Below are 12,489 nucleotides of genomic sequence, written 5' to 3'. Positions count from 1 at the left end.
TGCCGCTGCGGCGGACCGTCCCACACCGGGCGGTTTCGCGACCCTGGATGCACTCGTGGACACCTCGAGGTCGATCGTGCAGGCTCGCGTTCAGATCCCCACCCCGTTGCGTTCCTTCACGGCCGGCGCGAGCAGCGTCACCGTCGAGGACTGTGCGACGGTGCACGAGGCGCTTGGGCAACTCACCACGCGCTTTCCCGACGTGCGGCGTCACCTCTTCAGCGACGGCGGCGAGCTCCGGCACTTCGTGAACGTCTACGTGAACGAGGACAACATCCGCGACCTCGATGGCCCCTCCACGAGCATGACGGCCGGCGACACGCTGACCATCGTGCCCAGCATCGCCGGCGGAGCGCGCTGACCCGTGCGATGGCGACACGCATCACACCGACCGCGCTGGCCGCGATCCGCTCGGCCGCAATCCGGGCGTACCCCGACGAATGCTGTGGTGCGCTGCTTGGCACCGACGGCAGTGACGCTGACCGGCTGATCACGGCGGTTGCGCCGGCCGGGACGGCGGTGGATGGGATGCAGTTCCGCATCGACGCGAGCGAGGTGTGCCGGGTGGAGGCACAGGCGGTGCGGGAGGGAACGACAGTGCTCGGCTTCTACCACTCCCATCCCGACGCGACGGTGCGCCCGTCACGCACGGACCGGGACGGAGCCTGGCCCTGGTACACGTACATCATCGTAGCCGCCCCCCTCGGGATCGAGGTCGCCGCCTGGCGACTCGTCGATGACCGCAGTGGCTTCGTCCGAGAATCGCTCGAAGAGGAGTCGTGACGCATGTCAGCACCTGCGATGCCCCGGCCCGCCGGCGTCACCGACGCCGCGACGTCCATGCTCTCCCCCGAGGAGATCGCCCGCTACAGCCGCCACCTGATCCTGCCCGAGGTGGGGATGGCGGGGCAGCAGCGGCTCAAGGAGGCGCGTGTGCTGCTGGTGGGCACGGGTGGCCTTGGCTCACCCCTCGCGCTCTACCTCGCGGCGGCCGGCGTCGGCACGCTCGGCCTGGTCGACTTCGATGTGGTCGATGCCAGCAACCTGCAGCGGCAGGTGATCCACGGCACGAAGGACATCGGCCGCCCCAAGCTGGACTCGGCGGCGGATCGCCTGCATGACGTGAACCCGTTCGTGCGGACTGAGCTGCATCACACCCGCCTCGACCGCGGGAATGCCCTCGACATCGTGCGCGAGTACGACATCGTCGTCGACGGCACCGACAACTTCCCCACCCGCTACCTCGTCAACGACGCCTGCGTGCTGACGGGCCGCACCAACGTGTACGGCTCGATCTTCCGCTTCGAGGGGCAGCTGTCGGTGTTCGGTGCGCCGGGCGGTCCCTGCTACCGCTGCCTCTTCCGCGAGCCGCCCCCCCCGGGCCTCGTGCCGAGCTGCGCCGAGGGCGGCGTGCTGGGCGTGCTGCCGGGCATCATCGGCACCATGCAGGCCACGGAGACGATCAAGCAGCTGCTCGGCATCGGCGACTCACTCTCGGGCCGCATGCTGCTCTTCGATGCGCTGGGCATGTCGTGGCGCACCCTGCGCGTGAAGAAGGACCCGGATTGCCCGGTATGTGGCACCGCGCCGACGCAGCGCGAGCTCATCGACTACGTCCAGTTCTGCGGCATGACGCCACCGGCCGGTGCCGACGCGGCCATGCGGTCGATGCGCCCCCGCGAGCTGGTCGCCCGCTTCGGCGCGGGCGAGACCCTCACGCTGCTGGACGTCCGCGAGCCGGGTGAATGGGAGATCGTGAACCTTGCGGAGCACGGGGCGCGCCTCATCCCGCTCGCCACGCTGGGCGAGCACTGCGGGGACCTCGATCGAGAGGCCCTGACGGTGGTGCACTGCAAGGCGGGGGGCCGGAGCGCGCGTGCCGTGCGGCAGCTCGAGGAGGCGGGCTTCACGCAGGTGTGGAATCTCGACGGGGGGATCCTGGCCTGGAGTGACGAGGTGGATCCCGCGAAGCCGAAGTACTGAGTCACCCCGCCGCCGCCCACCCTCATCAGGCCCACGGACATGCAGCGCTCGCTCGCCCCGCATCCCGGGACATTTCCGTCGTCGACCGGCCCCCGTCTCTTCGATCCCGCGGCGCTCGACCAGCTCGAACTCGCACACCGCATCGGGCGCCTTTCCGTCGAGCGGTGGGGCGAGCGTCGCGCCGTGACCATCGTGGGACGGCACCAGGTGCTGGAGAGTGCGCTCGAGCAGCTCGCGGCGTACGCCCGCGTCAACGCGCCGGTGCTGCTCAGCGGCGAGACGGGCACCGGCAAGGAACTGTTCGCGCGCGCACTCTACCTGTTCTCGGCGCGCCGCCAGCGCCCCTACGTGGCGGTGAACTGTGCGCAGTTCGCCGACAGCCAGCTCACCGTCAGCCAGCTCTTCGGCCACAAGCGCGGCAGCTTCACCGGCGCGGTGGCCGACCAGCGTGGCATCTTCGAGGAAGCCGATGGCGGGGTGGTGTTCCTGGATGAAGTCGGTGAGCTGTCAGCGCACAGCCAGTCGATGCTCCTCCGGGTGCTCAGCGAGGGGGAGATCGTGCCGATCGGCACCGCCGTCGCGCGACCGGTCGATGTGCGGATCATCGCGGCGACGAGCCGCGAGCTCGAGCCGATGGTGGCGGCGGGGACCTTTCGCGCCGACCTGTACTTCCGGCTGCGCTACCTGCAGCTCCACGTGCCGCCGGTGCGGGAACGCGGGGACGACTGGTCGCTCATTGCCGAGCGCCACCTCGCGCTCCTGGGAGCGAGTGGGGACAGCAAGCGACTCGCGCCCGAGGCGCACGCGCTGCTCAGCCGCTACCCGTGGCCCGGGAACGTGCGCGAGATCAAGAGCGTGATCGACACCGGCTTCTGCCTGAGCGAGGGTGACGTGATCGTGGCGCGAGACTTCTCGGCGGCGATGGAGCGGATCTCGCAGCTGGACCAGCTGGCGCGGATTCCCGTGCGCAGCGAGGTGCCGGCCGCCCCGGAGCGCACGGCGGAGGCCCTGCTCGCCCGCATGACGTCACAGGCGGAGTCGTTCTGGGACGTGATCCATCGACCGTACATCGAGCGTGAGCTGAACCGTGGCGAGGTCCGTGCCGTGATCGCCTGCGGCCTGGCGAATGCACGCGGCAGCTACAAGCGCATGCTCGCCGGCTTCGGCCTCGGCGAGAACGACTACCTGAAGGTCATGGACTTCCTGCGCCACCAGAACCTCAAGCCGAACGCCGGCTGAACGTCGCGGCCTCGAGGTGCGCCAGCCCACCGGGCGCGGCGAGCACCTCGACGCCCAGGCGTGCGATCGCGACCAGCACCGTCGCGGCGGCGGTGACGGACGGCGGGGCACCGGCCGTGAAGTGTCGCGCCGTGAACTGCTCCAGCGTGCCCGCGGCGCTGACGATCACGTCGTGCAGGACCGTGCGTGCCGCGTCGGGAAGCGGCTCCGTTCCGAGGTAGTTCTCCAGGCGCCCGCCCGCCCGGTAGGCCGGGGCGTTTTCGAGGCCCATGAACCGGAGGAACCAGGCAGCCGGGAACGTGCCCTGCGCGTGCAGCAGGCCCGCATGGTCGGCCAGCAGCTCATCGAGCACGGTCTGCCGCATGGCACCGAACATCCGGCGCGTGACGTAGTGTGCACACTCGTGGTCCAGGCGGATGGCCACCGAGAGTCGGAGCCACTCCGGTGTCTCGAGCCCGAGGCTGGCCGCGGAGACGTTGCTGTACGGGCCCGTGCTGAGCAGCATGAACCGGTCCTGGTAGCCGGACTTGTCGGCGGAGAACCGGCGGAACTCCGCCGCCCATTCCTCCGGTGAGGCCACGTCGCCACGTGCCTCGACCGTCCGTGCCCAGTCGCGCCGGTGTCGTGCCACGCGATCCCAGTTGTTGTAGCCGGCCACCAGGCAGGCGCCCATCGAGGGTGGCACGGGCACGGGCTCGTTGCGGTGAACGAACGCGCGCACCAGCGACTCGAAGTCCGTGCGTTCCCCGACCACCAGCACCGGCAGGCGTCCCACCGCGGTCTGGTGGAGCCGGAGCTGGATCGCGGCGGGGGCAACCAGCGTGAGACCGCCGCCGGGTTGGGACGGGGGCTGTCCGCGACGCGTGGCGGCGAGGTACTCGTCGCGCGTCGACATGCCCGCCTCGATCCCGAACGCGAGCTGCACGAGCCGTGAGCGGAGCACCGCCACGATGCCGCCGGCCTCCGTTGCCTGTGCGTCGTAGTCGGCCCAGGTGCGCACGAACGCCTCATCGTCCCACGGCAGCGTCACGGGCTGCGTGGCCACGCCGGGATCGAGCGCATCGAATGGCGCGCCGAGCACTGCGAGCAGGGCGGGCAGCGCGTGCTCGTCGGCGCCCCGTGCCCGCAGCACACCCTCGCGCGTGGCGAGCGGCGTCGCGGGCGGTACCCCGCGCCACCAGTCGCCGGACGCCGGGGCGGCGGTGGTGTCCAGCACCGCCGTGCCGGTCACCGTGGAGTCGCGTTGAGCGGCGAGCGCACGGCCACCGTCGCGCCGGCGGCCTTCGGGCCGGTGGCGGCCGGGGGGGCGAGATACTGGAACTGCCCATTCCGCACCACCGTCGTCACCACGCTCACGGTCGACCGGTCACCGCCGGGACTGAAGGCGACCGTGCCGGTCACTCCCGGCCAGTTGCTGACGGCGTGCATCGTCTTGACGAGATCCGCGGGGCCGGCGGTCGGCGCCGTGCGCAGGGCATGCCCCAGCACGCGCATGGCGTCGTAGCCAAGTGCGGAGCCGACATCGGGCGTCGCGCCGAAGCGCGCACGGAAGGCCGTCACGAAGCGCTGCACCGCCGGAGACGGTTCGTCGGGATGGAATGCCGACGCGATGATGGCCCCCTCGGCCGCGGCGCCGGCCGTCGCGAGCAGCTCCGGCGAACTCATCGCATCGCCACCGAGGATCGGCATCGTGAGCCCGAGCTTCCGGATCGCCGCCACCAGCGTGCCCGCCGAGGGCACCTCGCCCGCGATGAAGAGCGCATCCGGCGCCAGCAGCTGCCAGTCGCGCAGCGTCGACGCGAAGGTCTGTTCGCTGACCTGGTCGGTGGGATCGTAGGATTGCCGTGCGATGACATTCACGCCGACGTTGCCGGCCCGCTCCTCGAAGGCGTTGGAGAGGCCGCGCCCGTAGGTGTTGCGCATGTAGTAGATCGCCACACGCTTGTAGCCGCGTTCCGCCGCCACGTCGGCCATGCGGCGGCCGACGTCCTTGTCGGTGAACGTGGTGCGGAAGACGTGCCGCAGCCCGCGGCCGGTCAGCGCCGGATCGGTGGCGGCGGGGGAGATCAGCAGCACCTCGGCCTCGTCGTAGATCGACGCCGCAGGGATCGTCACGTACGACTGCAGGTGGCCGATCACGGCGAGCACGGAGGGATCGTTGGCCAGGTGCTGCGCGATGAGCCGGCCGACGTCCACCGAGCCACTGTCGTCCTCCCGGCGCAGGCGGACGTTCCGCCCGCGGATGCCGCCGCTCGCGTTGAGCTCCTCGACCGCCAGTTCGAGGCCGTCGCCATAGCGCACCTGGCGCAATGCATGCCAGGGCCACACCACGGCGACGACGATGTCACCGGCGTCGTCGCTGCTGCGGGCGGTGCGCGCATCGGCGGGCGAGGCGCCCTGGCAGGCCGTGAGGAGCAGGACCAGTGCGGCGCCGAGGGCGCCCCTGGCGCGGCGGGTGTGCCGCGGGGAAGCCGGTGATGCGGGAGGCATGGGTCGGATCACGGAAGGTGGGGGGCGGCAGGCACGGAGGGAGCGGAGGGTGTGGTCAGGCGATCTGCCGGCGTGCGAGCTGCGCGAACAGTCCTTCCTGTGCGAGCAGTTCCTCGTAGGTGCCCGACTCGGCGATGGCGCCGCGGTCCACGACGCAGATGCGGTCCGCGTGCTGGATCGTGCTGAGGCGGTGCGCCACCACGATGCGCGTGGCCTGGAGTCGGTCGAGGCTCTGCGTGACGATGGCCTGGGTGCGGTTGTCGAGCGCGCTGGTGGCCTCGTCGAAGAAGAGGATGCGCGGGCGGTGCACGATGGCGCGGGCGATCAGCAGGCGCTGGCGCTGGCCGCCGGAGAGCGTGCCGCCTCCCTCGCTGACCACCGTGTGCATCCCCATCGGCATGCTCTTGATGTCGTCGTCGAACCCCGCCATCCGCGCCGCCTCCCACGCGTCGGCGATGGTCGCATTGGCCGAGCCGACGATGTTGGTGAAGATGTCGCCCGACATCAGCCGGCCGCTCTGCAGCACCACGCCGATCTGGCGGCGCACGGACTGCACGTCGAGGCCCGCCAGGTCCTGCCCGTCGAAGTAGACCGAGCCCGATTCGGGGGCCTCGAAGCCCAGCAGCATGCGCAGCGCCGTGGACTTGCCGGAGCCCGAAGCGCCCACCAGCGCCACGTACTCTCCCGGCTTCACGTGCAGCGTGAGGCCGCGCAGCACCGGCGCGGAATCGGGGCCGTAGCGGAAGTGCACGTTCTGCAGCTCGAGGCTGCCGGTGAGGATGCCGGGATCGGTCTTCGCGTCATCCACCTCGGGCAGCGCGGTGAGGATCGGGCGCGCCAGTTCGTAGAGCGGGATCACGTTGAGCGACATGAGCAGCGCGGTGCTGGTGAGCAGCACGTTGGTGAGGCAGCTCGCGAAGGCCGCCACGAAGGCGAGGAAGTCGCCGGTGCGGATCTCGCGGCTCTCGTTGATGAGCGGGTCGGCGATGGCGAAGATCGTGCCGTAGCAGATCAGCGGGAACGCGGCATTGAATGCGGCCACCCAGATGCCCACCGAGCGCACCCGGAACTGCAGCGCGCGCTGGCGGCTGAAGGGCGTGGCCCAGGCGGCGAACGCCTTGGCCTCGGAGCCGGTCACGCGCAGCTTCGAGATGCTGCTGAGGAGCTGGAGCACGAGGCCGGAGACGCGCGACTGGAGCGCCGAGACCTCGCGCTGGTGGCGCAGCTGCAGCCAGCTGCCGCAGGCGGTCACCAGGAGCGCGAAGAGGATCAGCCCCGTCGCCCACCACGCGAGCTTTCGGCTGTACCAGAACATCAGGATGAAGTTCGACAGGCCCATGATGCCGCCGATGATCGCGGTCACCGTCGTGCCGGCGATCACCTGGCGGATGCCATCGATGCCCATCGCGCGGTTGGCGAGCTCACCGGCGGTGTAGGGCCGGAAGAACGACATCGGCAGGCTGAGCAACCGGTCCCAGACGGCGCTCTGGATCGCGTTGCCCATCGTGCCCTCCACGCGCAGCAGGGCAATGCCGCGCGCCAGCTCGAACATCGCGGCCGCGAAGGCGGTCACGAGCAGCACGATCGTGAGCTGCAGCAGCTGTCCGCGCTCCGCACCCGGCACGACGTCGTTGAACAGCCGGCCGGTGGTCCACGACGGCAGCAGGCCGAGCGTGGCGGCCGCGAGGCTCACGAGCACGATGGTGGTGATGTCGCGCCGGCAGCCGCGGGCCCCGAACGCGAGCACGTCGCGGATCCCGAGGGCAGTGGCGGCGAACGGCCGGTAGAAGGTGTAGCCGAAGGGCTGCAGCGTCTCGGCCACCGCCGGCGTCACGGGGACCGGCACCGCCCCCGGTTCGTGCAGCTCGTACTGGCCGGCGCGGGGGCAGAGCAGGGCGACCGGCGTCTCGCCCTCGGTGCGATAGGCCAGCAGTGGCCCGTTGTCGTGGCGCCACCAGTCGTCGCGCAGGGCCACCCGTCGCGTCCGGAAGCGCGATGCGCGGGCGATCGCGGCCAGGGGATTGCGCGGCTCCGGTGATCCGTCGCGCGCCGGATGCGGGCGCACCTCGATGCCCAGCGCGGTCGCGACGATCCGTGTCACCACCAGCAGCGGATCCTCGATGCGTCCATCGCGCGAGGCTGCCGGCACGCGCAGCCCCGTCGCCGGCCGCAGGGCGCTGACCAGCTGGTCGCATGCATAGGAGACGGCCATCCGGTTGCCGGCGGTCTTCCGGTGCAGCCGCTCGCGGTCCGCCTCGTCCGCATGCTCCGCCACCACGCCGGCCGCGCCGATCACGAGCGAGTGCAGGCGTGCGAGCCCGCGCCACACGGTGCCCTCGGCCACGACGTTCGCCGTCGGCACGATCGTGAGCTTCGCGCCGGCCGGCACCTCGAGCCAGGCATGGCGCGACAGCGGCACGTCACCGGCGCCGTTCACGGTCGTGCTCGCGTGCCCGAGGAAGAGGGAGCGGCCGTTGCCGTGCCGGATCCAGCGCACGGCGTCGTGCGGCCGCACCGTGCTGTCCTCGGCCACCTCCAGCGTCGAGACGTCGTCGAGCGTCTGGCTCACCTGTGGTGCGAGGTCGCGCGCGATCCCCTCGCTCACCAGGTCCACCCACCGATCGACCATGTCGGCGACGGCCTGCGCGCCGGCGAGGGTGCCGGTGATCGCCTGCAGGTCCACCTGCGACGCCCGGGCCAAACGCGCGCCGTTGGTCGGCACCGCCATCAGCCGCCAGCCGGCCTCACGCGATGCGGCGGAATCCTCCGAGGTGCCGATCAGCGGATCGTTGACGTTGGCGCGGAAGAGGTGCGTGCGGCGACCCGAGGGGGCGCCGTTGCGCAGCCCGACCACGAAGACATCCACCTCACCCGCCTGCACCACCCAGACGTCCTCGCTGTCGAGCGGGAACGCCGCGCGCGCGCCGCTGCCCACGACCGCCGTGACGGGATGGAACGGGTAGGCATGCACCGGGAACGGCGTGCGTCGCGTGGTCACGGGGTGGTCTCGAAGGGCGTCACGGTGTCACTCATGGCCGATGAGGTCGCGGTAGGGGCCGGGCACGGCGGCCATCTCGTCGTGCGTGCCGCGCTGGGCCACCACGCCGCGCTCCAGCACGATGATCTCGTCGGCGTCACGGATGGTGCTGAGCCGGTGGGCCACGATCAGGCAGGTGCAGCCCCGCTGCCGCAGCTGATCGTCGATCCGCTGCTCGGTGGACGGGTCGAGCGCGCTGGTGGCCTCGTCGAGCACCAGCATCGAGGGGTTGCCGACGAGTGCGCGCGCGATCTCGAGGCGCTGGCGCTGGCCGCCGCTGAAGTTGCGGCCTCCCTCCTCGACGTGGCTCAGGTAGCCCTTCGGGCGCGCGATCACGTCCTCGTGGATGCAGGCGTCCTTGGCGGCGCGCATCACGTCGGCATCCGGCACGCCGCTGTCCCACATCGTGATGTTGTCGCGGATCGTCCCGTCGAAGAGGAAGATCTCCTGGTCCACGGCGGCCACCGAGTTCACGAGCAGTGCGCGGGCCACCTCGCCGCGCTGGAACCCGTCGAACATGATGTCGCCGGACCACGGCGTGTAGAGCCCGCACACGAGCTTCGCGATCGTCGACTTGCCCGACCCCGAGCCACCCACCAGCGCCACGCGGCTGCCGGGCTGCAGGGTGAGGCTGAAGTCGCGGATCAGCGGCGGGTCCAGCCGGCTGTAGCCGAAGGTGATCCCGCGCAGTTCCAGCGCGCCGCTGAGCTTCCACTGCGGCGACCCGCTCACGAGGTCCACCGGCGTCAGCTCGTCGGCGGGCGGGCGCGTGGCGCTGGCCGGCTGCGCCCGCCCCGGATGCGGCGAGGCGTCGGGGGCGTCGGGGTCGGCATGCCGGTCACGCGGCGCGCCGAGCACGTCGTCGAGCCGGTTCATGTCCCCCTTCACCTCCTGCAGCGTGCTGCCGAGCGTCACCAGGCGCGTCACCGGCGACAGGAACATCGACATCAGCGACTGGAAGGCGATCAGCATGCCCATGCTCAGCGCGCCGTTCATGACGCGCAGGCCGCCGATGCCGAGGATCAGCGCCGTGTTGATCGCCACCAGCAGCGGCGGCACCGCGGCCAGGAGCTGCGTGTGGAGCTGGAACTGCTGGTGCGAGTTCACCACCTTCGCCTGGTAGCCCGACCAGCGCTCGAAGAAGTCCGACTCGGCGCCCGACGCCTTCAGCGTCTCGATGGTCTGCAGGCCACCCATCGCCGCCCCCATCGCCTTGCCGCGCTCCTGCCCGAGCCGCTGGTTCAGGTCCACGCGCTTCCGCGAGACGAACCGCAGCGCGAGGAGGTTGAACGACGCCATCGTCACGCCGATCGCCGTCAGCAGCAGGTCGTACTGCAGCATCAGCGCGGCGTAGAAGATGATCACCGTCACGTTCAGCAGCGTGGTGGCCAGCTCGCCCGAGAGCAGCTTCGCGATCTTGTCGTTGATCGCCACGCGCCCGCCGATCTCGCCGGCGTAGCGCTGCGTGAAGAACTCCACCGGCAGACGGAGCACGTGCCAGAGGAAGCGGCCCGACGTGTCGACCGCGAGCTTCGTCTCGAAGCGGAGCAGGTAGTACTGCTGCAGCCAGGTGAGGCCGGCGCTGATGAGCGCCGTGATCCCGATCAGCACCAGCAGGGGCCGGAGCCAGTCGCGCGCCCCCTTGACGATGATCGCATCGACGTAGACGCGCTGGTACGTCGGGCCGACCACGCCCGGCAGCACGAGGGCGAGGCCGGCCAGCACCACGAAGACCAGCGCCAGCCGCGCGCCGGTCAGGCGCCGTCCGAGCGCGGCCAGCAGGCTGGGTGACGTGCCGCCGCGGGTGAACTCCGGGCCGCGCTCGAAGGTGAGCGCCACGCCGGTGAACGCCTGATCGAACTCCTCCTCGGTGACACTCGTCGGCCCCATGCCGGGGTCGTTGATGTACGCGCGACCGGCCTTGAAGCCCTCGAAGACCACGAAGTGGTTGAAGTTCCAGTGCACGATCATCGGCACGGCCATCGTGCGCAGCTCGCCCGGCTCCTTGCGGAAGCCCTTGGCGTTCATGCCGTACGTGCGCGCGGCGCGCAGCACGTTGTTCGCCTTGCTGCCGTCCCGCGACACGCCGCACGCCATCCGCAGCTCTTCCAGCGGCACGATGCGCCCGTGGTGCGCGAGCACCATCGCCAGCGCCGCGGCGCCGCACTCCACGGCCTCCATCTGCAGCACCGTCGGCGTGGACACGCGGACGTGCGGCACGGCGGGCGCCGGCGCCGCAGGATCGCGGTGCGGGGCCCGTGTCGGGCGCCAGTCGAGCGCGCGCCGGCCGATGCTGCGGCGCGCCGTGTCGCGCGCCGTGGGCGGCTCGAGCAGGTCGGCACCCCCGACCCCTCCCGCCGCCTCGCCCAGCGCCTCGTCGGACAGCGCGCCGTCGTCAGCCGGTGCCGCGTCGTCGGGCGTCATGCGCGATCCTGCGGCTCATGGAGGCGCGCCATCACAGCCCCAGCGCCCGACGCAGGATCGGCATCACCATCTCGATCGGCCGGCGCGAGGCCACCTCGATGTTGCCCAGCGCCAGCGTGCCGCTCTGGATCCGGATCGGTGGCCCCCCGGATGACGACCACTTGTAGCGGCTGACCGTCGCCGGATCCACCAGCAGGTCGGCGCGCACCTCGTACGGCGCACGCCCCTGTGCCAGCCCGCTCACGAGCTGGTCGTTCTTCAGCACGCGCAGCATGCCCTTCGGCGTGGCCGGGAAGTCCGACACGTACGTCACGCGCCCGAGCATCAGCCCGAACTCCTCCTGCTTCACCGTCGAGGGCGCGATCTGGATCGTCATGCCGGGCTTGATGCGCTTGCCATCCACCGGCGGCACGAAGATCACCGCCTCCAGGTCCTGCACGGCGCGGCCGGACAGGTCCAGGCTCATGATCGGCTCGCCCCGCCCGATCACGTCGCCCGTCTCCACCATCAGCTCGAGGATGCGGCCGGTGTAAGGTGATCGCACCACCGAACGCTCCTGGAAGTCGCGCTCGAGCTGTGCCACCCGCTGTTCCTGCTCACGCACCTTGAAGGCGCTGGCCGAGGAGTCGCGATCCTGCCCGTCGCGCAGCTCGAGGGCGCGTGCGGCAAGCTTCGTGAGCTCGCTGCGATGGCTGCTGAGCGTCTGCTCCAGGTTGTCGTACTGCTGCCGCGACGAGAGCAGGGTGCTGCGCGTGAGCAGTCCCTGCCGCACGAGCTTCTCCTGTGCATCGATCTTCTCGGCGAGGCCGCGGGCGGCGCGCTCGGTGGCCTCGATCGACTGCTGCGTCATCACGCGCTGCTGGTCGACGTAGCGCGACTGCAGGCCCAGGTCCTGCGTGCCACTGCTCACCAGCTGGCGATGCCGGGCCCGCAGCTCCGTCAGCGCCGACTGCGACTGCAGCAGCTCGTTCGACAGCTCCGGCTGCTCGAGGCGTGCCACCACCTGCCCCTCGGACACCGTGTCACCCACCGTCACCGCCATGTCCACCACGCGGCCGCCGGCCCCCGGCACGACCGTCAGCACGCCCCCCGTCTTCACGAGGATGCCGTTCCCCGTGACCTTCTCGGGCAACCGGCCGGCGAAGCTCCACACCACGCCGGTGACGAGCAGCAGGTAGAAGGCGGAGAGCGCGATCCAGCCGCGCGGCGTGGTGACCTGCGTGAGCTGGTCCAGCTGCTCCGGTGAGGAGAGCCGCTCCAGCGCGATCTTGCGGAAGACGGGCGGGTTCATGTGACGCGGGGCATGGGATGCAGGC

9 protein-coding genes are annotated in these 12,489 nt (G+C 71.1%); 4 read left to right on the top strand and 5 right to left on the bottom strand.

Going from position 1 to position 12,489, the window contains the following annotated elements; all coding sequences use genetic code 11:
* Positions 1-76: 76 nt before the first annotated feature.
* The 4 genes from IT355_13685 to IT355_13670 are packed head-to-tail and all read left to right on the top strand — an operon-like array spanning position 77 to position 3,222.
* The gene (locus IT355_13685) at positions 77-361 is read left to right on the top strand and encodes a MoaD/ThiS family protein (GenBank protein MCC7054313.1); all 285 of its coding nucleotides are present in this window, start codon (positions 77-79) and stop codon (positions 359-361) included.
* An 8-nt stretch (positions 362-369) separates the two neighbouring features.
* Positions 370-783, top strand: a complete 414-nt coding sequence (locus IT355_13680; GenBank protein ID MCC7054312.1) for a M67 family metallopeptidase — start codon at positions 370-372, stop codon at positions 781-783.
* A gap of 18 nt (positions 784-801) precedes the next feature.
* On the top strand, positions 802-1,983 hold the full coding sequence (moeB, locus tag IT355_13675; GenBank protein ID MCC7054311.1) for a molybdopterin-synthase adenylyltransferase MoeB: 1,182 nt from the start codon (positions 802-804) through the stop codon (positions 1,981-1,983).
* A gap of 39 nt (positions 1,984-2,022) precedes the next feature.
* Positions 2,023-3,222 (top strand): sigma 54-interacting transcriptional regulator, encoded by a 1,200-nt coding sequence (locus IT355_13670; GenBank protein MCC7054310.1) that lies wholly within the window; start codon positions 2,023-2,025, stop codon positions 3,220-3,222.
* Here IT355_13670 and IT355_13665 read toward each other — a convergent pair.
* From IT355_13665 to IT355_13645, 5 genes are read right to left on the bottom strand one after another with little or no spacing between them, the layout of a single operon-like run.
* The gene (locus tag IT355_13665; protein ID MCC7054309.1) at positions 3,203-4,453 is read right to left on the bottom strand and encodes a hypothetical protein; all 1,251 of its coding nucleotides are present in this window, start codon (positions 4,451-4,453) and stop codon (positions 3,203-3,205) included. The genes IT355_13670 and IT355_13665 overlap by 20 nt on opposite strands.
* Positions 4,450-5,712 (bottom strand): ABC transporter substrate-binding protein, encoded by a 1,263-nt coding sequence (locus IT355_13660; GenBank protein ID MCC7054308.1) that lies wholly within the window; start codon positions 5,710-5,712, stop codon positions 4,450-4,452. The genes IT355_13665 and IT355_13660 overlap by 4 nt, the downstream gene beginning before the upstream one ends.
* Positions 5,713-5,767: 55 nt before the next feature.
* Positions 5,768-8,710 (bottom strand): NHLP bacteriocin export ABC transporter permease/ATPase subunit, encoded by a 2,943-nt coding sequence (locus tag IT355_13655; protein MCC7054307.1) that lies wholly within the window; start codon positions 8,708-8,710, stop codon positions 5,768-5,770.
* 27 nt (positions 8,711-8,737) lie between these two features.
* Positions 8,738-11,173, bottom strand: a complete 2,436-nt coding sequence (locus tag IT355_13650) for an NHLP family bacteriocin export ABC transporter peptidase/permease/ATPase subunit (protein MCC7054306.1) — start codon at positions 11,171-11,173, stop codon at positions 8,738-8,740.
* A 31-nt stretch (positions 11,174-11,204) separates the two neighbouring features.
* Positions 11,205-12,464: an NHLP bacteriocin system secretion protein gene (locus IT355_13645; protein MCC7054305.1), complete on the bottom strand. Its 1,260-nt coding sequence runs from the start codon at positions 12,462-12,464 to the stop codon at positions 11,205-11,207.
* Positions 12,465-12,489: the final 25 nt, after the last annotated feature.

It is taken from the genome of Gemmatimonadaceae bacterium, from assembly GCA_020851035.1.
Taxonomy (GTDB): Bacteria; Gemmatimonadota; Gemmatimonadetes; order Gemmatimonadales; family Gemmatimonadaceae; genus JACMLX01.
The sequence above is the reverse complement of the archived record's forward strand: the minus strand, read 5'-3'. Positions and strand labels throughout refer to the sequence as shown.